This is a genomic window from Jeotgalicoccus sp. ATCC 8456 (genome assembly GCF_016313225.1).
In the GTDB taxonomy this organism is placed as follows: Bacteria; Bacillota; Bacilli; order Staphylococcales; family Salinicoccaceae; genus Jeotgalicoccus; species Jeotgalicoccus marinus.
In genome coordinates this window covers 658,620-682,700 of record NZ_CP066224.1, presented here as the reverse complement: position 1 = coordinate 682,700, position 24,081 = coordinate 658,620, and the positions used below count along the sequence as shown (strand labels likewise).

Genomic DNA, 24,081 nt, shown 5'->3' with positions numbered 1-24,081 from the left:
GTAAATTCTCGTGCTTGCTTTTATGTAACATTATATTTAAAATTGTAATATATAATATTTTAATTCAACTCATATTATATTTAACACACTTTAGAACCGAGATAGGGAGGTGTTTATTGTGGACTTAATGAACATTCTCTTCATCCTAATTGGTATTATTCTAGGTGTTGTTATCGGATATTTTATTGTCAATAACATGTTGACGAAAAAGCAGCAACAAGCGAGAACATCAGCTGATCATATAATTTCAGAAGCAGAGAAAGAAGCTGACAATCTCAAGAAAGAAAAGCTGCTCGAAGCGAAGGAAGAAAACCAAAATCTGAAGGAAGCTTTCGATGATGATATGAATCGTCAACGCGCAGAGATGAAAGCATATGAAAACAGATTAATTCAACGAGAATCATCCTTAGATCGTAAAAGCGAAACGCTAGATAAGAAAGATGACTCGTTGGAACAAAAAGAAGCTAAAATTGAAGAAAAACAGCAGATGGTAGATGCCAAGGATGACGAGATTAATGAAAAAATTAGTCAACAAGAAACAGAATTATCCCGCATCTCCGGACTGACTCGTGATGAAGCGCGAGAAGAGTTGTTCTCTCAAGTAGAACAAGAACTGTCACATGATATGGCTGTAATGGTAAAAGAAAAGAAAGAAGCAATGACCCGCGATGTAGAAAAAGAAGCGCGTGAACTGCTTGCCCTAACGGCACAGCGTTACGCAGCAGAATATACAAGCGAGTCCACAGTGTCGGTAGTCAACCTACCAAATGATGAGATGAAAGGTCGCATCATTGGCCGCGAAGGTCGTAACATTAGAACACTTGAAACGCTGACTGGAGTCGATCTCATCATCGATGATACGCCAGAAGCAGTAATCTTATCAGGCTTTGATCCGATTCGTCGTCAAATTGCGAAAAGTGCCCTAGAAGCACTCGTAGAAGATGGCCGAATTCATCCAGGACGTATTGAAGAAATGGTTGATAAATCCCGTCGCAATATGGAAACTGAAATTCGCGACGCAGGTGAAGCTGCTGCATTTGAACTCGACATTCATAACTTACATCCAGAACTTTCTAAGCATTTAGGTAAGATGAAATATCGTCTAAGCTACGGACAAAACGTCCTCAAGCACTCAGTAGAAGTTGGATATCTTGCAGGTATCCTAGCAGCAGAACTCGGCGAAAACGTTGCACTCGCTCGCCGTGCTGGACTACTTCATGATATCGGTAAATCCATCGACCATGAACTAGAAGGATCACACGTTGAAATCGGGGCTGAACTTGCTAAACGTTACAAGGAAAAAGACACAGTTATCAACGCAATTGAATCACACCACGGTGATGCTGAACCAACAAGCGTCATTTCAATCCTTGTTGCAGCGGCAGATGCCTTATCAGCTGCCCGTCCAGGTGCAAGACGCGAAACACTCGAGAACTACGTTAAACGTTTAGAAAAACTAGAGCACATAGCAGAAAGCTATGAAGGCGTTGAAAAAACCTTTGCAATTCAGGCCGGACGCGAAATTCGTGTCATGGTAAGTCCTGAAAATATCGATGACCTTAAAGCCCATCGATTAGCAAGAGACATTAAAAAACAAGTAGAAGATGAACTACAATATCCAGGACACATAAAAGTGACAGTTGTCCGTGAGATGAGGGCCATAGAATACGCTAAATAGTATTTAGAGAATCCCCCAGACTAATTCCTAGTCTGGGGGATTTTTGTATGGTGCTTTTTACCATTTTTCAAATAAGTACTTACACTTTCGCCATTATTGTATTTGTGAGGGCTTTTAGCTGAAAAACTATATTTTCCATGTATAAATAGAAGTGAGGAAATATACAAATTGGAGGAAAAATGTTCTTAAATCATCGTAAGCAACCATTCGAACTTTTACATTATGCCGCTTTAGGAAAACGTCGAGTATTGACAGAAGAAGAACAAACCGCCTTGAGAACAAGTCATAAGGGGTTTATCAGAGAAAAGAATTACGATTTGATTTTGGATGAAACCGGCCACAGAAATATGCATATATTTCGTGATGTCTTTTTGAAAATCGGTAAAAGTTATACCCAGTTTGATAGCATCATCATCGCTGAAGATAGAATATCACTCAATGAAATCAAAAACTACAGCGGTGAATATAGATTTGAAAATGGTAATTGGTATCGAAATCAAAGGCAGATGAGTGATAACCCTTTTGTTCAAACAGTGCGAGCAAAAAACAAACTTCAGCGACTAATGACAGAGAACAACATTCAATACAATGTTGAGTCGGCCACCGTCTTTGTGAATGATGGTTTTAGGTTGATTAGTGACGACGATAAGATCTGGAAGACCACCGTGTTACGAAATTATCTTAGGTCATACTTTTCAAGTCGGGGTAGTAGTTTTGTGGGCAATCGTACAAAGAAGGCAGCTGAAATAATTAAAACTGCTATAGCTGAAAATCCCTATTTACCAGATGCTATAGATATAAAGACGTTGAAGCTGGGTCTTTATTGTGGGGTTTGTGGGCACTTTGATTTGGAGAAGGGTCAATTCCATTTTTTGTGTGCAAATTGCGGGACGAAGGAGAGTAATAGTACCCACGTTTTACGTACCTTTAGCGATTTTAAATTCCTCTTCCCTAATGAAAAAATGACTAAGAGGAAGGTGCTGCAGCTGGCGGATCATCAGTTGTCCGATACTACCATTAAACGTTATTTAGCAAAATTTTGTACTAGAGATACAAGTGTGAAAACTGCTTGTTATAAATTTAAATTTTATGATTTTGAAGAAGCTATGACGACGATAAAGGACATAAGATATAAAGATTGGGTGAAAATTGTTGAATGATGGAGGTAGTTTGTCTTTATCGGCTCGCTGTGAAACTGACAGCGGCCCGCAAGAGTTGTATCGCACTGTTCTATCCCAAACATCGACACGGAAATCAGAAATAATGTATAATACTAGCAGTAGATAGGGTGGTTTTGATATGAGAATATTATTTATCGGAGATGTGGTCGGAAAAGTTGGCCGCCGCATGTTAAAAAATTATTTACCTGGGTTAAAAAAAGAACACGGCGCGCATTTCACAATTGTCAATGGTGAGAATGCTGCACACGGTAAGGGGATTACCGAGCGAACGTATAAGGAAATACTAAGTGCGGGTGCGGATTTTATCACGCTAGGGAATCATGCTTTCGCTAAACGTGAGGTATACGATCTCCTCAATACAGATGTGAAAATGGTAAGGCCGGCAAACTTCCCAGAAGGTACACCGGGTGAAGGGGCCAAAGTGGTCAACATCAATGGTAAGAAGCTGTTGATCGTTAATCTTCAGGCGCGTAGTTTCCTTGAGCCAATTGAAAATCCTTTTAAAGTTATCGATAAAATTCTTGATAGTCATGAATACGATCAAGCTTTCGTCGACTTCCACAGCGAAACGACGTCAGAGTCAATCGCCATGGGTTATTATTTAGATGGTCGGGTGAATGCTGTCGTTGGTACGCATACCCATGTGCAAACGAATGATGCGACCCGATTAGAAAATGGGACAGTTTACATAACGGACGTTGGTATGACTGGCTTTAAGGATGGAATTCTTGGTATTCGAAAAGATGAAGTCATCAGAAGGTTCATAACAAATTTACCTGAAAGACATGTGGTACCTGATGAAGGAAAAGGTGTCATCAGTGGCGTCATTATCGACATAGATCAAAAATCAATTAAAAATTTCAAAGTAGAAGAATAACTATGAAGGGTTCAGTTCAAATATAAACTGAACTCTTTTTCTTTATTCCAATCAAATTTAGTGAAAATTTCGTCTGTTTTATGGCATAATATAATTAATTCGGTTTTCGAAATAAGTATGTGGGATTGAAACAAGGGGTGCGTGTGTATGTTAACTGTCTACCGTTATGCAACGAAATATAAATGGCTGATTATCGTTGCTTTAGTGTTTATGTTTATTGAACTGATTGTTGAATTAATTCAGCCACTGTTTATTCAGCAAGTCATCGACCAGGGGATACTTGCCAATGATTTAGATAACGTCATATTTTATTTAATTGTGATGTTTGCAGTATCGCTGATTGCCTTTATATCAGGGATTCTGAATACATATTTCACTAGTCATTTAACCAATATGTTTGGTTATGATTTAAGAATGGCAATTTTTACTAGAGTCCAGCACTTTACTTTAGCAACATTCTCGAAATTTCCAACTTCAAGCTTGATTACACGACTCACACAAGATGTCCTTCAAACAGAAATGCTCTTGTACATGAGTTTACGTATATTACTTAGGGCACCACTGCTCGTTATTGGTTCCTTGGTCATGTCATTTGTAGTCAATCCGACACTTGGTTTTTATCTATCAATTCTAACGCCAGTCCTTGCGGTATTCTTATTCATTACTGCGAGAAAAGGGGCAAAAGTATTTTTAAGAGTGCAGCACTGGCTTGATAGAATTAACCGTTTTATTCAGCAAAATTTAGAAGCTGTTAGGCTGATAAAGGCCAACGACAGAGGGAAATTCGAAGCAAATAAATTCGCCAAGGTCGCAACCAAGTTAAAGACAGACACGACTTATGCTTTACGATTGATGGAATCGATATTACCGGTCTTACTTTTAATCATGAACGGCAGTTTACTACTGGTCTTATGGGTGGCATCTGACATTCTACAAGATAACGCTGTTGCTGTCGGTGAGATTGTAGCCATCATTAACTACGCCTTAAGAATGCAGGGTGGATTCTCAATGTTTGCCTTTTTAATTATCGCGACATCTCGTGCTAAGGCGTCAAGTGACAGAATAAGTGAAGTCCTTCATTCACCAATTTCAATAGATGGAGAACAGACGTATAAAGAGAGTGAAGAAGAAGGTTACGTTAAGTTTGAAAATGTATCATTCAAATATCCAAACGCCTCGCGATATGTACTTAAGAACATATCATTTGAAATATACGACAACGAAAACTTTGTCATCATGGGCGGGACAGGTTCAGGTAAGTCCACTTTGATTAGCTTGATTCCAAATATGTATGACCCGACAGACGGGAAAGTCTATGTCAATGATAAAGAAATCAGGGACTGGGAAACTGCTGACTTAAGGCAAACAATCGGTTATGTGCCGCAGAGATCTATGTTATTTACAGGTAGCATCTACGATAATCTCCTTTGGGGTAACATAAAGGCTGAAGAAGAAGAGGTCATGACTTCTTCAGAGAAAGCACAAATTCACGATAATATAATGAGCTTTGATGATAACTACGATACGCCAGTGGGTCAGATGGGTGTCACTTTATCAGGGGGGCAAAAACAAAGACTCTCTATTGCACGTGCCTTGGTAAGAAAGCCGGCTATTTTAATTTTAGATGACTCAACATCAGCACTTGATATTAAGACAGAAAACAACTTGTGGGATGCCTTAAAAGATGAAAATGTGACGCGAATCGTCATCACCCAAAAGATTTCTACAGCCAAAAATGCTGACCGTATTTTACTTTTAGATGACGGTGAAATTGCGGGGCTAGGTACACACGAGGAACTGTTAAAATCGTCACCGCTCTACGGAAAGATCAACGAGTCACAGATGAAAGGGGGGCACATCGATGAGTAATTTTTTCAACAAGCCTTTTGGTCATGAACCTGTCTTAAAGAAGGAAGATATTGGTTCAAAACAGAAGCGTACGAGGGCAGATAATATGGGGCAGACGCTCCTGAGAATCTGGCAGTTCATGAGAGGTGAAAGAAAGTTATTATACCTCATCATACTACTCGTCGTTGTGACCAGTCTTTTAAGCATCGTTGGTCCATTTTTAGTTGGCCGTATTGTTGACTTTTATTTTATACCGAGAGAATTCGATGGGCTATTTAGAGTATTAATTATACTTTTAGCTTCCTATATCTTACTGTCATTAACAACATTTATTCAGGCCTACCTAATGGTCGGCTTATCACAAAGAACAATCTATAACTTAAGACAACATTTATTTGATCATATGCAGGAATTACCAGTCACTTTTTTCGATAATCGCCAACACGGGGAATTGATGAGTCGGATGACAAACGATATTGAAACCTTGTCTCAAACAATGAACTCTTCATTTATTCAATTTACGACAAGTATTGTGACCTTGCTCGGCACGTTTTCGGTAATGTTGTACCTAAGTCCAATTATGACATTTCTAACGGCATTAATTATTCCTTTACTTATCATTGGTGTCCGCTATATTACAAATCGTACAGGTCCGATTTTTAAAATGAGACAGAGACGTACGGGGGAACTTAATGGCTATATAGAAGAAATTGTCTCTGGTCAAGAAATCGTTAAAGTATTCTCTCAAGAAAAACGAGCGATTGATAACTTTGAAGAAAAAGCGAGAAATTTAAGAGAAGTTACTTTCTGGGCAAACTTGTACTCTGGCTTTATACCGAAAATAATGAATATGTTAAATAACTTATCCTTTACTATAGTTGCAGGTGCTGGAGGCATTCTTGCACTGACGACAAACGGTATCGTTACTGTTGGTACTATTGTTGTCTTCGCTGAATATGCGAGACAGTTTACAAGACCGCTCGCTGACCTATCCAACCAACTCAACCAGGTACTATCCGCCATTGCCGGTGCTGAAAGGGTCTTTCAGATTATAGATACGCCAAAAGAAAAGGATAATGGAACGATTGAAAATTTACAAATTGAAGGAAATATAGAATTTAAGAATGTCACATTCTCATATTTAAAAGAACAAAAATCACCAACTATAAAGGATCTATCGTTTTCAATTCAGGCTGGTGAATCAGTTGCTTTAATTGGTGCCACTGGAGCAGGGAAGACGACGATTATGCAGTTACTGGCCCGTTTCTATGAGACAGATAACGGGGAAATTTTAATCGACGGTAGAAATGTTAAAGACTATAAACGGCATGCCATACGCTCACGTACCGCATTTGTCTTACAAGATCCTTATCTTTTTGAGGCAACAATCAGAGAAAATATTCGCTATGGACGCTTAGATGCAACAGATGAGGAAGTCATAGAAGCTGCGAAGACCGCCAATGCACACGACTTCATTATCTCCCTTGATAACGGATATGATACTGTACTTGATTCGGATGATGGTGTTGTTTCAGAAGGACAAAAGCAGCTGATATCTATTGCGCGGGCTTTAATTACCGATCCTGCAATCTTATTATTAGATGAGGCAACATCTTCAATTGATACGATTACAGAGCTTAAAATCCAAGAATCACTTGAGCGGCTGATGAAAGGGCGAACGAGTATTATTATTGCTCATAGACTCAATACTATAAAAGCAGTTGACCGAATCTTTGTACTTGAACACGGTAAAATGCTTGAATCGGGTACTGAAAAAGCCTTGCTCGAAAAGAAAGGGAAATATTACGATATGGTGAATCAGTAAGTTCATGAGATTTACATTTAATTCGTGTAAGGATTCATATATAATGGTGATATATAAACTTAAAGGTGGAACGTTTCATGTATACTAAGGAACAAATAATAGAAGAAGCAAAAAAGCTCGGTAAGATGATGGCTGAAACCGAGCAGGTTGAGTTTTTCCAAAAGGCAGAAGCTAAAATTCATGAAAACCAGGAAATTCGTGAAAAGATGGCAAGCTTAAAGAGTCTTCAGCAACAAGCCGTTAACTTCCAAAACTACGGTAAGGAACGCGCTTATAAGATGACTGAAGAAAAGCTCGCAAAAATTGAAGAAGAGTTAAACGACATGCCATTAGTCGAACAATTCCAAGCATCCCAAGCGGGTGTCAATGAACTATTACAAATGGTGTCTCACGCGATCAGCTCAACTGTTACTCAAGAAGTGATTGAAAGAACGGGTGGAGATGTGCTCCAAGGTGAAACTGGAGCTGCTGTTAGAAACAGACCGAACCAAAACAAAGATCAATTTAAATAAGCAATTTTTAAAGCCGATAACCAACTGATGTTGATTACGGCTTTTTTCTTAAAAAAAGGGGGATTTATAAATGAATAAATTGACGAGAAATTTAACCTTAACTTCTGTTTTTGTTGCTTTAAATGTGGTCTTAGGTGTATTTATAACAATACCACTCGGTGTAATTAGAGCCGCACCAATGCAACATTTAATTAACGTACTCGGGGCAGTATTCACAGGTCCATGGGTCATCGTTCAAGCCTTCGTGTCCTCGACAATTCGAGTACTCTTAGGTACAGGCACAATATTTGCTTATCCCGGATCTATGATCGGTGCTTTATTGGCATACCTATTATATCGATATACTAAAAAATTGGCACCGACTGCCTTAGGTGAAGTGCTTGGAACAGGTATCATTGGGGCTCTAAGTCTGTACCCTTTGATGTTGATATTAGACCTCGACACTAATGTATATGCCGTTATTGCACTTGCATTTTTAGTGTCGAGTGCGATCGGTGCAACGGTGTCTTATTTTATCTTAAAAGCGCTCGAAAAGCGTGGAGTTTTAAACCGACTTTAAATGCTTCACATGTTATAATAATACGACAAGATTATCTTAGGAAGTGGAATAGATGGCAGAACTGACGCCGATGATGAAACAATATTTTTCGATAAAAGACCAACATCCCGATAGCCTATTATTCTTTAGGTTAGGTGACTTTTATGAGCTGTTTTACGATGATGCAGTGACTGCAGCAAAAGTGCTGGAAATCACACTGACTTCAAGAGATAAAAACAGTGACAATCCAACGCCAATGTGCGGTGTACCTTATCATTCTGCAAGAAATTACATTGCTAAACTCATCGACCATGGTTTTAAAGTCGCAATCTGTGAGCAGATGGAAAACCCGCGTGAAACTAAAGGCATGGTGAAACGTGAAGTCGTCCGAGTCATTACGCCAGGCACTTTAATCGATGATTTTGGAATGGAAGACGGCGCGAGTAACTATATTTTAGCGCTCAGAGAAGTGAATCAAACATATGAGGTCGCTTACGGTGATATTTCAACGGGAGAAATCCATGCCTTCTCAACCGCGAACCAGGACGATTTGAAGAGTGAAATCGAGACAATCGGTGCAAGTGAATTAGTCGTGGATTCAAGTTCAGAGTACCTGCTAAGTAAAATATATAGTGATCCACCGCTATATACTGTCTTTGAAGCGGTTGATAAGAAGGATTACGACTTTGAAGATGATGTCGTTGAACATGAGGCGATTCAGCTCCTCTTAAACTATATTCGTGCACAAAACATGAGAGATTTAGAGCATTTAAAACCGGTGACTAAACACCAGTTGAATGCTCATATGAGATTGAATTATGCAGCCGTGTCGAATTTGGAATTGCTTGAAAATATTCAGACTAAAAAGCAAAAAGGGTCACTGTTTTGGTATTTAAATAAGACCGAAACACCGATGGGGAAACGTCGTCTAAAAAATATGATTGAACGTCCGCTCGTTTCTAAAAAAGAGATTGAGAACCGCCAACAAATTGTGACCGTTCTAATCGACCATTTCTCTGAACGTGAACAGTTGTCTAAAATATTGAATCAAGTATATGATATTGAACGTTTGGTCGGGCGTTTATCGTTTAATAATATTGATGTGAAGGACTTTGTCCAATTAAGAGACTCGCTCGAAGGCTTACCTGAATTAAAAGCACTTCTAGAATATCTTTCATTAACTGACAATCAATTATTTAGAAATTTTGATAGTTTAGAAGATGTCTATGAGCATTTAACTGTATTTACAGATCAACCACCTAAGACGATTCGAGAGGGTAATATCTTTAAAGATGGGGTCTCTGATGAATTGGATGAACTTAGAGACATTTCAAATAATGCGAGAACTTGGTTGAATAATTACTTAGAAGATGAAAAAGAACGTACTGGCTTAAAAAATCTAAAAATTGGTTTTAATAAAGTTTTTGGCTATTACTTAGAAATTTCTAAAGGGCAAGCTGTAAACTTTGATGCGGATAAGTTCTCTTACAATCGTAAACAAACATTAACGAATGCAGAGCGGTTTATTACCCCAGAACTTAAAGATATGGAGAGCAAAATACTGACTGCAGAAGATGATAGCATCATGCTTGAGTATAAGATGTTTACTGAAGTTAGAAATCATATGATGACCTACATCGATCGCTTGCAACATACCGCTTCACACTTATCAATGTTAGATACATTGATTTCATTTGCTCATGTTTCAAATGAGCATCACCTTATTGCACCTGAATTTTCTAGTGATCGTACATTAGAACTTGTTGAAGCACGCCATCCAATTGTTGAACGCATGTTAAACGAAAGTACTTATGTACCGAATGATTTAAACATGACAGATGATGACTTTATCTATCTAATTACCGGACCGAACATGTCAGGTAAATCGACCTATATGAGGTAAGTTGCTTTGATTATCATCATGGCTCAAATTGGTATGAGAGTACCTGCAAACAAAGCAGTGCTTCCAATATTCGATGCAATCTATACTAGAATTGGTGCGAGTGATGACCTATCTAGTGGAAAGTCGACTTTCATGATTGAAATGATGGAAGCAAATACTGCCCTTCAAAATGCGACTAAAGATTCTCTATTAATTTTTGATGAGATTGGCCGAGGGACGTCGACTTATGATGGTATGGCGCTCGCTCAAGCCATGCTATCGTATATACACGATGACATTGGAGCTAAGACCTTATTCTCTACGCACTATCACGAATTAACAGCCTTAGAAAATGACTTATCTGGGCTACAAAATGTACACGTTAAAGCGACTGAATACGATGGTAAACTGGTCTTCTTACACAAGGTGAAGCCTGGTGCAGTAGAGAAAAGTTATGGTATTCACGTCGCAAGACTCGCTGAACTGCCAAATAAGGTGACAGAGCTTGCAGAATCTTACTTGAGTGGTTTTGAAAATAAGAGTAAAGAAGCGCCAGACAATACAATTTTCCAACTTGAACTTCCGTTAGACGATTCAGAAGAAAAAGAGAGAAATATAAACAGTGATCTAATTGAAAAATTAGAAAGTATCGACTTAAATGAAATGACACCAATCGAAGCATTGAATACCCTAGCAGAATTCAAAAAACTATTGAAATAGGAGGCATATAAAATGAGTAGAATACACGTGCTTCCTGCTGATATACAAAACAAGATTGCAGCAGGTGAAGTGGTCGAGCGTCCATCATCGATCGTTAAAGAAATCGTTGAAAACTCACTCGACGCTGATGCCTCTGTTATAGAAGTCATGGTCAAAAACTCTGGTATGGAATCTATTAAGGTCATCGATAATGGATCCGGAATTGACTATGAAGATAGACACTTACTTTTTGAACGTCATGCGACGAGTAAGCTTGATACAAGCTATGACCTATTCGAAATACGTTCCTTAGGCTTTCGAGGAGAGGCCCTGAGTAGTATTGGTGCTGTAGCCAAGGTCACTTTAGAGAGTATGAGTCAAAATTCAACACCTTTTAAAATTGTCTATTCAGCCGGGAAGTATGAAAGGGATACAGTTTGGCACGAAAGACAGGGGACGATAATTGAAATAGAAGATTTATTTTACAATACACCTGCACGGTTAAAATATATAAAAAATCTTAGAACTGAGGCCGGTAAGATTATTGATATCGTCCAAAGAATGGCTTTAAATAATCCAAGTGTAAGTTTCCGTTTAGTCTTTGATGATAAGGAACGCTTTAAAACGACAGGTAATGGCAACTTAAAAGAAGTTATTCATATCTTGTACGGTATGCAAGTATCGTCCAATACCTTAGAAGTACACGGGGTGAGCCCGGACTATGAAATTACAGGCTACGCAGTTAGACCAGAAATTACTCGGTCCAATCGAAATTACATCAATATAGCAATCAACAACCGTCACATTCGTAATTTCAAGCTCACTCAAAGCATCATCAATGCCTACCATACTCTTCAAGCGAAAGATAAATACCCGCTTGTCTTTTTAGATATTAAGATGGATCCGAAATTACTTGATGTCAATGTGCACCCATCTAAGGTTGAAGTTAAATTATCAAAAGAACGAGAACTGTTAGATTTAACAGAACAAGCTGTCAAAGATGCATTAACAGAGACACAGTTAATTCCAGAAGTTCAGCATAAGTCGAAAGAAGAGAGACAACAAAAACCAGAACAGTCATCGATAGACTTTAGTGAGGACCACTTAAAAGCCATAAAAGAATCAGCGAGTCTTTATCAGAGTCCACCCAAGAAGAATAATTTCTTCAAGGAAAGAGAAATCGAACAGACGAGTGACCGGGCCTCAACAAAGCAAGAGCGTCCGACCGAGACTAAACCAAAAGATCAACCGACTTATATCAATACAGAAGACAAGCTAGAAAAAGAAAAACTACCGTATTTGGAAATTATCGGCCAACTTCATGGAACCTATATCATCATGCAAAATGAAACCGGCATGTACTTAATGGATCAGCACGCCGCTCAAGAACGCATCAAATATGAATATATTTATGAAAACGTAGTAAAAGAAAATGACGGCGTACCATTACTGATTCCATATACCTTCGAATTTTCATTTGACGACGTAATTACCATAGATGAGAAACTGACTGAATTAAGAAATCTAGGTTTTGAAATTGATAAGACGGGCATGAAACAATATACAGTATCAGCATATCCATCATGGATTAATAAAGATAATCCAGAAGCGGATATCAATGACCTCATAGATTTTATATCCCACACTGACCACTTTGATATCAACAAATATAGAGAAGAAATGTCCATCATGATGAGTTGTAAACAATCTATTAAAGCCAATCACTACCTCGATAAAAAACAGATGGAAGCCCTGTTAGAAGAACTCGGTAAGTGTCAATCACCCTACACATGTCCGCACGGCCGCCCAGTTATCATTCATATGACGACCTATGAGATCGAAAGACTGTTTAATCGGGTGATGAAGTAAGGTAGATTGTGGGAATATGGTGTTTGGTGAACTGGCCCGGCTTCGAAACCAAAACGAAGCGCATGTACAGAACAAGAACCGCTAAGAGGGGGGTAGTGCATGAAGATTATTAACAAAACAATGAAAAATAAAGGCAGGACGATTACCGTGACGCATTATGTACCAGTTGAACCGAAGGCGAGTATTCAGATTTTACACGGTATGGCTGAACATAAGGACCGCTACAAGGAATTTTTAACTTATTTAACTTTAAATAATATTCATTGTGTTGTTCACAACCATAGGGGTCATGGTAGTGATGAGAAAAAATCTAATTTAGGTCACTTTGATTCTTTTGAAGATTTAATCGACGACGCTATGGTCGTCTATCGTTCTATGCCGAGAGATTTACCCAGGTTCGCACTTGGTCATTCCATGGGCTCAATCATATTAAGAAGACTGTTAATTGAGGATTTATATGACGGTGCGATTATTGTAGGTACAGGCAGTAAGTTATCTTTTAAAGATGCGCTGGCTACAAATTTCTTAAAAGTGCTCGCTAAAGTAATTCCAAAAACAAGATCGACACTCATCAACAAATTAGCATTCTTTGGCTACGACTCTAACTTCAAAGGGAATCATAAGAATCGATGGCTATCAAAAGAAGATAGCAACGTCATCTCCTATAACGAAGATCCACATGCTGGTCAAAAGATGAGTGTGAAGGCGCTCAGTGAGATTTTATCGAATATACGTCAAGTGGATTCATCAAAGGTCATCAGACAATATAAAAACATTCCATACTTATTAATTGGCGGCAATGATGATCCCTTCTCTCATTTCGCGAGAGATTACGAGATTATACGCTATCGGTTAAAGCGCTTATCTGATCACGTTGACGTCATACTGGAACCGAATGCACGTCATGAGGTGCTATTTGAAGAAAATAGAGGGGCGGTTTTTTCTAAAATCGTCAACTGGGTATACTTACATGGGAAAAAGTAAATTATTAATCCTTGTCGGTCCAACAGCAATCGGTAAAACTGATTTATCTATAAAAATCGCAGAACATTTTAATGCAGAAATTATCAGCGGAGACTCCATGCAGGTTTATAGAGGTATGGATGTCGGTACAGGAAAAATTACTATAGATGAAATGAATGGCATTCCACATCACCTAATCGATATTAAAGACCCGGATGAAACTTTTTCAGTATCTGACTTTCAAACAATGGTGGTAAACTTAGTGAAGGATATTGAGAGTCGAGGTAAAGTACCCTTCATTGTTGGTGGGACAGGTCACTACATTAAAGCCCTGATCGATGGCTATAAATTTAACGAAGAAGAAAAAGAAGATATCGATAAATTCACCCAATACTATCAGCAATTTACAACTGAAAATTTATTCAAGATGCTCAGTGAAATGGTGCAAGATGTTGATATTCACCCCAACAACAGACAGCGAATCATTCGTCGTCTGGTAAAGGAAAACCTAACAACTACAGAAAAGAAAGCGTATACACAAGAAGAGAAGTATGATACATTCATAATAGGACTTACAACACAGAGAAGTGTGATATACGATCGTATCAATTTACGTGTAGAAAAAATGTTTTTGGCTGGCCTTGAAAATGAGGTTAGGGGATTGTATGACAAAGGTATGTCTAAGACAGCGAGTCAGGCAATAGGCTATAAGGAATTCTTGCCATATTTTAAAGGGGAGGCGAGTATTTCTGAAGTCATGGAGCGTGTACAAGCACATTCTAGACAGTACGCTAAAAGGCAATTAACTTATTTTAGAAACCAGCTTGAAATTCATTGGTATGATATCGCACAGACAAACACGGATATTATCTATAATGATATATATCAATTCTTACAAACAAAAGGGGAGAATTAGATGAATTTACAAGATTCGTTTCTAGGGGAGTATAAGGAGTCGGGGCAGGTGTTAACCGTCTTCTTAATGAACGGTTTTCAACTGCAAGGTAAGATCAATGATTTCGACAAATATGTGATAGAACTGGATTCTGATGGGAAAATTCAAATCATATATAAGCATGCAATTTCAACTTTTGTACGTGCTTAAAAAAGGGGAAACCGACTGTGAAATCTCTACGGAGAAACTTTACAGTCGGCTTATTTTTTACCCAGCTAGATAACGTTTGATATCTTCTTCTATATCTTTAGGATCTTTTTGAGGCGCATAACGTTTCGCAACAACACCTTCACGAGTGACTAAGAATTTTGTAAAGTTCCACTTAACTGCACTAGTAATAAGTCCGGACTTTCCTTCAGTTAGGAATTTGAATAATGGATGAATGTTTTCACCCTTAACATCGACCTTCTCCATGACAGTGTACGTCGCACCAAAATTGTTCATGTATTCATCACGTGCTTCTGTCGCAGAACACGGTTCTTGATTCATAAAATTATTAGACGGGAAGGCAAGAATTTCTAAGCCAATTTCATGATACTTTTCGTATAATTTCTCTAATTCTGCAAGCTGGTTATTAAAGCCGCATTCACTTGCGGTGTTAACAATAAGTACGACCTTTCCTTCGAACTGTCGCATATTTATAATATTTTCATCTGCGTCTTTTGCAGAAAGATCATAGAATGTCGTTTTCATTATATGATTCACCTTTCTTATTCAGAAACTTACTTAACTACTTTAATATAGCCTTATTTATAAATGCAAAACATGATATCGTAATATTAATAAAAAAATTTGGGGGTGTTTGTCATAGAAATGACGCATACCGGAATCATCATTGCAGCAAATTTACCTCAGACGAAGGATGTTGACGCTGAAGTCAAAGAATTAAAAGAACTTTCTGAGTCTATCGGTATCGAAATCCTTGGTATACATATACAAAATAGACAACGGGTTGATCGTAAATCATATGTAGGTTCAGGTTTTTTAGCAGAAATAGTAGCGCAATATGAAGACCTTGATTACTGCATTGTAAATGATGAAATTTTAGCTAGTCAGAATAGAGCAATTGAAACTATGTTAGATACAAGTGTCATCGATCGGACCCAAGTCATCTTGGATATATTTTCTTTAAGAGCGCAGTCGAAGTCAGGTAAACTTCAAGTCGAACTCGCTCAACTTGAATACTTGGTTCCTAGGCTTAAAGGAGAAGGCATAAACTTATCACGCCTTGGTGGGGGAATTGGCACAAGAGGTCCCGGTGAAACAAAACTTGAAACGGACCGTAGGCACATAAACTCACGTATCTCTGATATAAAGAGGCAATTGAAAGTTATCGATAATCACCGCCTAAGATATAGAAATAAGCGTCGTGAAAATCAAGTGACGAAAGTGTCTTTAATCGGTTATACCAATGCTGGAAAATCGACACTTTTCAATAAATTGACTAAGGCAGAGGCGCTTGAGGCAAATAAGCTTTTCGCTACACTAGATCCACTAACCCGTGAGATGGTGTTACCATCCGGTTTCCAGTGTATTATCTCAGATACTGTTGGATTTATTCAGAAACTGCCGACGACCTTAATCGAGAGTTTTAAATCGACACTAGAAGAAGCGGCGGACAGTGATTTTATTATACACGTGATTGATAATAATGCTGCAGATATCAACAGTCAGTATGATACAGTTGAGCAATTGATTCAGTCACTAGATATGGCGGATATTCCACAGCTTGTCTTATTTAATAAGAGCGACCTGAACGACAGTAAAAAATTATTACCACCTGTGCCTTATAACTTTGTAAATAAGAATATGAACTCAACTGAACTACTGTCTTATATAGAAGACTTCATGATTAAGTATTTCAGTGATTATGAAGTCAGTGTACCAATATATAGACAAGATAAGATTTATAATCTTAAACGACAAACGGTGGTTAAGGATATAGAAATCGAAGAAGAAACAGTGAAGATATCCGGCTTTGAACCAGATGGGAATTTTGTAAATAGAATAATTGCTAAGGATGAAGATAGTGAATAAAGAAGAAAAAATTATAAGCATCATAAATGAGGCAGAAGAAGCGTTATCACCTCATTTTAAAAAGAACAAAGATTTAGCCTACAAAAATTTTAAGAAGGTCATGCAGGCTTTTAATACACATTCAGTTATGGAGTCAGACTTTAATGGTACAACGGGTTATGGCTATGACGATACTGGGCGTGACAAGTTAGAGGATATCTATAGAGATGTCTTCAAGGCTGAAGATGCTTTAGTAAGAACACAAATTATTTCAGGAACGCATGCAATTAGTCTTGTGCTACTTAGTATTTTAAGAGAGGGAGATGAACTGCTTTATATTACTGGCCAACCTTATGACACCTTAGAGAAGGTCATCGGAAATAGTAAAGATGACGTAGGAAGTCTCATGGAATTAGGCGTTAAATTCAATACTATAGACTTAAAAGAAGATCAGTTTGACACAGAGAAAATTCTCAAATCAATTACGGATCAGACAAAAATAATTGGTATTCAACGCTCACGAGGGTATTCTGCACGTAAATCAATGTCAATCAACGAAATAGAAACCATCATAAAAACCATCAAAGAAAAGCATCCAAATGTGATTGTCTTCGTAGATAACTGTTACGGTGAATTTGTTGAGAGTAAAGAACCCCTTGAAGTCGGTGCAGATATCATCGCTGGTTCCCTCATTAAAAACCCAGGCGGTGGCATAGCTAAAATGGGTGGCTATGTCGCAGGTAGACAAGACCTTGTTGAAAGAGTAAGCTACCGCTTAACTGTACCAGGTGTCGGTAAGGAAATGGGCGCGAGTTTAAATGCTTTAACAGATATGTACCAAGGATTCTTTATGGCACCCCATGCAGTTATAGAATCTGTAAACGGTGCACTCTTAATGGCTTATGTCTTTGAACAATTGAACATGACAGCATCACCGTCTTATAGAGATAAGAGAACGGATCTAATCCAAAGTGTGAGCTTCAATACAGAAGAAGAGATGATAACATTCACACAAATGATTCAAAAAGCAAGCCCAGTCAATTCAAGATTTTTACCTATACCAGATCAAATACCAGGTTATCAAAACCCACTAATCATGGCTGCAGGTACCTTTGTACAAGGTGCATCACTAGAACTATCTGCTGATGGTCCGATTCGAGCACCATATACAGTCTATGCTCAAGGTGGTCTACATATTGAACACGTTAAATATGCTTTAGAGATGACTCTGAATGAAATGCACGATAAGGGTATGATTCAACTCTAGGCCTTGTATTTTAAAGGCTAGTGACACAATAATAGTTTAAGAGTATAATTAACTTCGATCTTACAAATTGGAGCAAACCATATGAAAAATGTATTTGCGTTATTAAAAGAAAACTTCGAAAACCTGCCATTGATTTGGAAGTTGAGTTTATATAACTTGAAGGCTTCATACGCCAACCACTATCTTGGTTTACTTTGGACAATTTTAATGCCAGCTGCCCAAGTTGGCGTATTTTATGTTGTCTTTGGACTTGGACTAAGAGGGGATAGAGGAGATGTACAGAATGTACCTTTCCTCGTCTATTTGATTACTGGTATATTTGCCTTTGGTTTTATATCAGGCTGTGTCAATGCATCATCAAATGCCATTAGTAGCCAGATTAACTTAGTGACAAAGATGAAGTTCCCTTCATCTATCTTGCTTTCGATGTCGGTCATGAATAATGTAATTTCTTTTATAATTATGACTTTAATCGTACTAGTCATCAGTTTAGTGAACGGTTATTCTGAACCAAGCCATTATTTAGTATGGTTTTATTTTATGTTTGCCACCATTGCCTTTAGTTATAGTATTGGTTTAATAATGTCTTCAGTGAACATATTAATAAGGGACTTTAAAAATGTTCAGGCAAATGTAATGAGAATGTTTTTCTTTGTAACACCAATTTTCTGGGAGCCAGAAGGTAGACCACCATTGATGTCTATAATTATGGCTTTTAACCCATTCGCTTATCTTCTCATGACATTCAGAAATGCGCTCATATTTGATGGACCAGCATTTTATGGTACAGCTGCTGACCATATCTATTTCTGGTCGATTACATTGTTCTTATTCTTTGTTGGAGTTCAGGTTCATTATCGCTATAAAGACAGATTAGTCGATTATCTGTAGAGGTGAAATTATGTATAAAGTAAAAGTAGATAATGTCTCAAAAATATATGATATAAATCGCAATAGAATTCAAAAAGTCTTATCCTTAATTTCATTTGGTTGGCTATATAAAGCTAAACCATTCTATGCATTAAGAGATATTAATTTTGAAGTACATGCTGGTGATTCAGTAGGTATTTTGGGTTTGAACGGTTCAGGTAAGACTACACTGTCTGACTTAATTGCTGAAGCGACGGTACCGTCTAAAGGGAATATTCATATTAATGGAAGAACATCACTTATTGCAATCAGTGCAGGTTTAAATAATGAGTTAACAGGCGAAGAAAATATTCGTATTAAATGCTTAATGCATGGTCTGTCTGAAAAAGATATTAATGATCGTTATGATGATATCTTAAAATTTTCTGAGCTTGGTGATTTCATCAAACAACCAATCAAGAGTTACTCTAGCGGAATGAGGTCAAGACTTGGTTTTGCGATTGCTATTCATACAGACCCGGACATTCTCATTGTAGATGAGGCTCTGTCTGTTGGTGATGAGACTTTTGCTAACAAATGTATTGACCGAATGAGAGATTTTCAAGCACAAGGTAAAACTATATTCTTCGTGTCTCATGCAACTGGTCAAATTAGACAGTTTTGTAATAAGGCAGTTTGGGTACAATATGGAGAAATGAAACAATTTGGAGATATGCAAGATGTAGTAAAAAGTTATGCTGAGTTTGTGGGTCAATATAAAAACTTAACACGTGATGAACAGATTGAGTATAAAGATAAGATGGTTGCCGAACAAATGGCGAAAAGTCAAAGATTGGTTTTACCGAAAGAGAAGATTAATATGTTGAGTGTTGCTGTCGGTAGTGGGCTGTTCTTACTAATGGTGCTCGGTATACTAATACAAGTATTCACTGTTTTTAATTAAAACAGCCTTTTTAAATATAGCAAAATATTGTAAGGTATAATATTAGTTCATTTCTGATAGACACATAGGAGAATTGCCATGAGATATCTTCAAGGAGTTATATCATACTTCGCATTAAAATATAATATGCCTGTTGTCTCTAGACACATACTCAAAATAAGTCTGACTAAAAAGATTGGTAAAAAAGAGCCGGGTTTAAGTTACTTTTTGAGAAAGTCAGGACACTTAACGCTACTTGACTTGATTGATCGTATGCGATTAGCCAATGATTATGAAGCTTATTTAAAGGCGCTTATTTTACGTCATGAGAAGGATTATAAAGGGTCTTTAGAGATGGTTGAAAATGACCGTAATAAGGCACTTGTACCTTTTAAGACCAAACTTTATTATAATTTAAAGCGTTTTGATGATGTTGAAGATATTGCAGAATCTGGACATGATGTACTCGGTGACTTAACAAAAGACCAGCAAGAGGTCTTAGTTCGTAATTTCTTAAAGTCAAATCAATACGATACGATTGAACGTATGATTAACCGTATGAGTAGAAATAAACAGCGATTGGTAGAATTATATAACGAAGAAAAAGATGATTTATTCTACCAATACTCTTGGACAAACTATAGACAAAATGTTTTAGAAATTGATGACCCTGATGTTCAGTTATCCGATTTAAAAGTAGTGATCGATCAAGAAGATATCAATTTAAAACATCTCGGTTATGTTTTAGTAATTAATAATCACTTCCAAAAAGAAGAATTAGTTGAACAATTAAACGATTTATTTGTCGATCACATCAACAATAATAGTCAGTTATTTAAATACATAGATCCAATCGCAGTCGATGTATTAGATTTCAATCTAGCTTCGACTGACAAAAAATCTGACCAACTCCAAAATCTATTAAATTATTATCACTTTGGTAAAGGTACGAAAGTGTTAATGAATAAAATTTTAAAATTGTTGCCTGAAGTACCGCTTAATGCACAGCATATTATGAGTTTACGAAGACTCATTATAGATCAACAGATACAATTTAAGGACTCAAATGCAATTCGTTTGTTTAAGTCAGATAAGCGTTTAGAAACTGTATTTCAAAGTGCAACGCTATTTTTAGATGAAGACACTAATGATAATACAGATTGTTTTGTCTATGACAATTTTTCAAATAAGTCTAGAGCGAGAATATATAATGCAGTGATTGCACAACTCCAAAGGGTAAATAAGTTATATAATTTACCACCATATCTTTTTGCTTATTTAGAAAAGACTGCAAGTAAAAAATATAATCATGCCCTCATACTCGGTCGATTTTATGCTGCTGAAAATGATACTGATAAGTTAAACCAGTTAATTAAGCGCCATTTACCGGAAAAGAAATACAAGTTACATATTAATCTTTCAATGTACTTGTTTAATTTAAAACGATTCAATGATTCACTCTATCATGCACAAGAAGCGTATAAGATTAAACCTGCCAGTGCAGATGTTTTAAGGGCATTGATCAGAGCAAATCATGCAATCGGTAATATTACTGCTTGGTATAAATTTTTAAAGGAAATGAAAAAGCACTTTCCTTCAAGAATATATCCTGGTGAATTTAATCTAGCGGAACAAGAATATAAACTGATGCAAAAAGAATGGCAACCGAAGCCCTTACCTTTAGATTCAAAATTCAATAGTGACGGCAAGACAATACTTTTTGTACTAAACAAAGGAATGCCAGTGATTAATGGTTATACAATTCGTTCAAATGAAATTATTTCTAGAGTAAAAGAACTCGGATATCGTCCAGTGGTGACCACACGCCTTGGCTGGTCTCCAGAACATGAGAGTTATGAAAAACCCGGTCTAGATGATGGGGATTATCGCATATATTATATTGATCGCTCAGATAAGTACTTAACAAATCGAACACCTTTAAAAAAATACTTCGATACTTACAAAGATGAACTTTATAAGATTGTCATGGCGGAGCGTCCGACAATTATTCATGCCGCTTCAAATTTCCAAAATGCCCTTCCAGCTATACGTTTAGGAAATCAGATGGGTATTAAGACAATTTATGAAGTTCGAGGCATGTGGCATCATACACAAACATCTAAAATTCATGAATTCTATCAGTCAGATAGATTTAACATGCAAGAAGAGTACGAAGTTATATGCTGTTCATACGCTGATGAGGTCGTTGTAATTAGTGAGAGCTTGAGAGAATATTTAATTTTTAAAGGTATTGATGCTTCTAAAATTACTTTAATTCAAAACGGCGTGAACACAGAGAAAATCTACCCAACAGAAAAATCAGAATCAATTGTTAATCAGTATAACCTTCAAAATAGTATTGTATTCGGCTTTATTGGGTCAATTACTAATTATGAAGGTATCGAAATGATAATTGATACTATTAAAGAATTAAACGAAAGTGATTATTATGATAAGCGCTTTAAGTTCTTAATTGTTGGAGATGGTCAATATCGCGCGACGCTCCAAAAGAAAGTGCTTGAGGCTCACTTAAGTGAGGATGTCATCTTTATAGGTAAAGTTCCATTTGAAACGGTTAAGGACTTCTATTCAGTTATAGATATCGCACCATTCCCTAGAGTGGATGAGCTTGTGTGTCAGTTGGTGACGCCAATCAAGACATATGAGGCGATGGCGATGGCTAAGAAAGTGATTGTCAGTGATGTCAATGCGCTTAAAGAAATGGTGATTGATCAAGTTAACGGCGTATACTTTAAAGCAGATGATCAAGAGGCATTCAAAGAAGCGGTGGTCAAAGTACTAACAAATGACTCTATCGGTGAATCAGCGAGAATGTGGGTTGAAGAAAATCGTAATTGGCAAGTATTAATCGATCGATTAGATCGTTTGTACAAAGAAATGATAGCTTAAAAAAATTGTGCCTAAGGAAAGCCTTAGGCACAATTTTTAATTTAACTTACTAATATAATCCTTAATCGCATTTGATGCTGAATTAAGAGCATCTTGATTATCAACGATGAATGTTTCAAGATCGTCTTTGTTTAAGTCATAAAGAATATTTAAAGCCATCTCTAATAAGTCTTCTTTTTTAATATAGTCTGCGTTTACTTCTTCTTTTAGAAATACGTCTAGACCGTTATAGCCATCCACATACCTAAATGGGTTACCCACTAGTCCTTTGAAGTTCGAAGTTGACAATATCAAATTTAACATCCATAAGTTTTCATCACTTGGCATTTCAACATATTGGTATGACTTACCTTTTGCTGAAATAGTTTTTGGATTATACACAAATGTATCGGAGAACCTAGGCTTAATATTATCTACTTCAGCTGTTACGCGGATTCGGTATTTTCCAGCTTCATCTAAATGGAACTGACAATAGCGTGAATCAGTACGGTGAGATTTTTTAAAAGGGCGACCACCTTTATATAATTCATAGATATAATGACGTTCTTCTACATAGTTCATAAAAACAGATAGAATATTATCTTCTAATTTTTCGTCAAAGAGTAGTTGATTTTCATAGTTGTCTGAATTAATTTTTCTAAGCTGTTGGTTAACTGCATCATAGATTTCTAGTGGTGCGTTAAGTATATCTTTAACTGCATCATTCCCTGCACTGATTACTAACTTATTTTCTATATTATTATAGAGTAATTCATATAGGCCTGAAATAAAGCTGTCGTAATCATTATTAGGTAGTACATCGATTAAAATAACTTTGTCATATCTTTGTGCCAAGGTTAAAATATCTTTGATTCTATCCCTTAAAGCTCTAAACTGATCAATTTTTCTAACTGTTTGGTAGTCGATTTCATCATCAATCAATTCAAATGAACGACGATTAAAGTAATCGCCATTATAGACGACGATATCATTTAGCTCACTGAGTAAATCAATCATTAATACTTCAGAGTTAGATTCTTTAAGTTTTTCCAGGTTTGCTTTATTTAAATCTCTATGAGCCGTAGAGATTTCAACGATATCACTCGTGTTAATATCTTTCATTGCCTTAGGGTACGGCTCTGAAAACAATGACAATAAGCTAGTACCAGCTATGAAGTTATTAACTGAGTAGGGGAAACTTCTGAATTCTGTTAGTTTGGAAGAAAATTTACTTCCGATAATATCAATTTTCATTACTTGCACCTCTAGATTTCGATAGAATGTTTTCTA

The 24,081-nt window shown here is 37.0% G+C and carries 18 protein-coding genes and 1 pseudogene; 17 read left to right on the top strand and 2 right to left on the bottom strand.

From position 1 onward, the window contains the following. Positions 1–127: 127 nt before the first annotated feature. The 12 genes and pseudogenes from rny to hfq all read left to right on the top strand — a co-directional run bounded on the left by rny (position 128) and on the right by hfq (position 14,977). Positions 128–1,678: a ribonuclease Y gene (rny, locus tag JEM45_RS03480; RefSeq protein WP_370545414.1), complete on the top strand. Its 1,551-nt coding sequence runs from the start codon at positions 128–130 to the stop codon at positions 1,676–1,678. Positions 1,679–1,857: 179 nt separating this feature from the next. Further along, on the top strand, positions 1,858–2,838 hold the full coding sequence (locus tag JEM45_RS03475) for a nuclease-related domain-containing protein (RefSeq protein WP_198687809.1): 981 nt from the start codon (positions 1,858–1,860) through the stop codon (positions 2,836–2,838). 139 nt (positions 2,839–2,977) lie between these two features. Continuing rightward, positions 2,978–3,736 carry a TIGR00282 family metallophosphoesterase gene (locus JEM45_RS03470; RefSeq protein WP_198687808.1) on the top strand — a complete coding sequence of 253 codons (759 nt, stop codon included), beginning with the start codon at positions 2,978–2,980 and terminating at the stop codon, positions 3,734–3,736. Between the two features lie 147 nt (positions 3,737–3,883). Next, the gene (locus tag JEM45_RS03465; RefSeq protein ID WP_198687807.1) at positions 3,884–5,605 is read left to right on the top strand and encodes an ABC transporter ATP-binding protein; all 1,722 of its coding nucleotides are present in this window, start codon (positions 3,884–3,886) and stop codon (positions 5,603–5,605) included. Continuing rightward, positions 5,598–7,409 (top strand): ABC transporter ATP-binding protein, encoded by a 1,812-nt coding sequence (locus tag JEM45_RS03460; protein ID WP_198687806.1) that lies wholly within the window; start codon positions 5,598–5,600, stop codon positions 7,407–7,409. Before JEM45_RS03465 ends, JEM45_RS03460 begins: the two co-directional genes overlap by 8 nt. A 77-nt stretch (positions 7,410–7,486) precedes the next feature. After that, the gene (locus tag JEM45_RS03455) at positions 7,487–7,921 is read left to right on the top strand and encodes a YlbF/YmcA family competence regulator (protein WP_026867631.1); all 435 of its coding nucleotides are present in this window, start codon (positions 7,487–7,489) and stop codon (positions 7,919–7,921) included. A 70-nt stretch (positions 7,922–7,991) separates the two neighbouring features. After that, positions 7,992–8,480 carry an energy coupling factor transporter S component ThiW gene (gene thiW / locus JEM45_RS03450; RefSeq protein WP_026867632.1) on the top strand — a complete coding sequence of 163 codons (489 nt, stop codon included), beginning with the start codon at positions 7,992–7,994 and terminating at the stop codon, positions 8,478–8,480. A 52-nt stretch (positions 8,481–8,532) separates the two neighbouring features. Next, positions 8,533–11,061: pseudogene (gene mutS / locus JEM45_RS03445) on the top strand (DNA mismatch repair protein MutS). A 12-nt stretch (positions 11,062–11,073) separates the two neighbouring features. Continuing rightward, positions 11,074–12,909 carry a DNA mismatch repair endonuclease MutL gene (mutL, locus tag JEM45_RS03440; protein ID WP_198687805.1) on the top strand — a complete coding sequence of 612 codons (1,836 nt, stop codon included), beginning with the start codon at positions 11,074–11,076 and terminating at the stop codon, positions 12,907–12,909. A 99-nt stretch (positions 12,910–13,008) separates the two neighbouring features. Then, on the top strand, positions 13,009–13,893 hold the full coding sequence (locus JEM45_RS03435) for an alpha/beta hydrolase (RefSeq protein ID WP_198687804.1): 885 nt from the start codon (positions 13,009–13,011) through the stop codon (positions 13,891–13,893). After that, the gene (gene miaA, locus JEM45_RS03430; RefSeq protein ID WP_026867636.1) at positions 13,880–14,788 is read left to right on the top strand and encodes a tRNA (adenosine(37)-N6)-dimethylallyltransferase MiaA; all 909 of its coding nucleotides are present in this window, start codon (positions 13,880–13,882) and stop codon (positions 14,786–14,788) included. The genes JEM45_RS03435 and miaA overlap by 14 nt, the downstream gene beginning before the upstream one ends. Then, a complete protein-coding gene (gene hfq / locus JEM45_RS03425) occupies positions 14,789–14,977 on the top strand; it encodes an RNA chaperone Hfq (protein WP_026867637.1) in 189 nt (62 codons plus the stop codon). A gap of 57 nt (positions 14,978–15,034) precedes the next feature. Here the strand turns inward: hfq and JEM45_RS03420 are convergent, their stop codons facing one another. After that, a complete protein-coding gene (locus JEM45_RS03420; RefSeq protein ID WP_198687803.1) occupies positions 15,035–15,520 on the bottom strand; it encodes a glutathione peroxidase in 486 nt (161 codons plus the stop codon). Positions 15,521–15,640: 120 nt separating this feature from the next. On the opposite strand from JEM45_RS03420, the gene hflX reads away from it, so the two are divergent. The 5 genes from hflX (at position 15,641) to JEM45_RS03395 (ending at position 22,812) form a co-directional block, all read left to right on the top strand. After that, positions 15,641–16,864, top strand: a complete 1,224-nt coding sequence (hflX, locus tag JEM45_RS03415; protein ID WP_198687802.1) for a GTPase HflX — start codon at positions 15,641–15,643, stop codon at positions 16,862–16,864. Next, positions 16,857–18,110 (top strand): methionine gamma-lyase family protein, encoded by a 1,254-nt coding sequence (locus tag JEM45_RS03410; protein ID WP_370545397.1) that lies wholly within the window; start codon positions 16,857–16,859, stop codon positions 18,108–18,110. The genes hflX and JEM45_RS03410 overlap by 8 nt, the downstream gene beginning before the upstream one ends. An 81-nt stretch (positions 18,111–18,191) precedes the next feature. After that, complete coding sequence (locus JEM45_RS03405) at positions 18,192–19,001, top strand: ABC transporter permease (protein ID WP_198687800.1); 810 nt, start codon at positions 18,192–18,194, stop codon at positions 18,999–19,001. A 7-nt stretch (positions 19,002–19,008) separates the two neighbouring features. Beyond that, complete coding sequence (locus JEM45_RS03400; protein ID WP_026867641.1) at positions 19,009–19,923, top strand: ABC transporter ATP-binding protein; 915 nt, start codon at positions 19,009–19,011, stop codon at positions 19,921–19,923. Positions 19,924–20,001: 78 nt separating this feature from the next. Beyond that, positions 20,002–22,812, top strand: coding sequence for a glycosyltransferase family 4 protein (locus JEM45_RS03395; RefSeq protein WP_198687799.1), 2,811 nt, complete (start codon positions 20,002–20,004; stop codon positions 22,810–22,812). Positions 22,813–22,848: 36 nt separating this feature from the next. Here JEM45_RS03395 and JEM45_RS03390 read toward each other — a convergent pair whose 3' ends face one another. Next, positions 22,849–24,045 carry a DUF6270 domain-containing protein gene (locus JEM45_RS03390; RefSeq protein WP_198687798.1) on the bottom strand — a complete coding sequence of 399 codons (1,197 nt, stop codon included), beginning with the start codon at positions 24,043–24,045 and terminating at the stop codon, positions 22,849–22,851. Positions 24,046–24,081: the final 36 nt, after the last annotated feature.

What these genes read in the sequence shown, in the direction of transcription:
- rny (WP_370545414.1), top strand. Translation starts at nt 128, where the DNA reads ATGAACATTCTCTTCATCCTAATTGGTATTATTCTAGGTGTTGTTATC.
- JEM45_RS03475 (WP_198687809.1), top strand. Translation starts at nt 1,858, where the DNA reads ATGTTCTTAAATCATCGTAAGCAACCATTCGAACTTTTACATTATGCC.
- miaA (WP_026867636.1), top strand. Translation starts at nt 13,880, where the DNA reads ATGGGAAAAAGTAAATTATTAATCCTTGTCGGTCCAACAGCAATCGGT.
- thiW (WP_026867632.1), top strand. Translation starts at nt 7,992, where the DNA reads ATGAATAAATTGACGAGAAATTTAACCTTAACTTCTGTTTTTGTTGCT.
- JEM45_RS03455 (WP_026867631.1), top strand. Translation starts at nt 7,487, where the DNA reads ATGTATACTAAGGAACAAATAATAGAAGAAGCAAAAAAGCTCGGTAAG.
- JEM45_RS03420 (WP_198687803.1), bottom strand. Translation starts at nt 15,520, where the DNA reads ATGAAAACGACATTCTATGATCTTTCTGCAAAAGACGCAGATGAAAAT.
- JEM45_RS03390 (WP_198687798.1), bottom strand. Translation starts at nt 24,045, where the DNA reads ATGAAAATTGATATTATCGGAAGTAAATTTTCTTCCAAACTAACAGAA.
- JEM45_RS03460 (WP_198687806.1), top strand. Translation starts at nt 5,598, where the DNA reads ATGAGTAATTTTTTCAACAAGCCTTTTGGTCATGAACCTGTCTTAAAG.
- JEM45_RS03395 (WP_198687799.1), top strand. Translation starts at nt 20,002, where the DNA reads ATGAGATATCTTCAAGGAGTTATATCATACTTCGCATTAAAATATAAT.
- JEM45_RS03435 (WP_198687804.1), top strand. Translation starts at nt 13,009, where the DNA reads ATGAAGATTATTAACAAAACAATGAAAAATAAAGGCAGGACGATTACC.
- JEM45_RS03465 (WP_198687807.1), top strand. Translation starts at nt 3,884, where the DNA reads ATGTTAACTGTCTACCGTTATGCAACGAAATATAAATGGCTGATTATC.
- hfq (WP_026867637.1), top strand. Translation starts at nt 14,789, where the DNA reads ATGAATTTACAAGATTCGTTTCTAGGGGAGTATAAGGAGTCGGGGCAG.
- JEM45_RS03470 (WP_198687808.1), top strand. Translation starts at nt 2,978, where the DNA reads ATGAGAATATTATTTATCGGAGATGTGGTCGGAAAAGTTGGCCGCCGC.
- mutL (WP_198687805.1), top strand. Translation starts at nt 11,074, where the DNA reads ATGAGTAGAATACACGTGCTTCCTGCTGATATACAAAACAAGATTGCA.
- JEM45_RS03405 (WP_198687800.1), top strand. Translation starts at nt 18,192, where the DNA reads ATGAAAAATGTATTTGCGTTATTAAAAGAAAACTTCGAAAACCTGCCA.
- hflX (WP_198687802.1), top strand. Translation starts at nt 15,641, where the DNA reads ATGACGCATACCGGAATCATCATTGCAGCAAATTTACCTCAGACGAAG.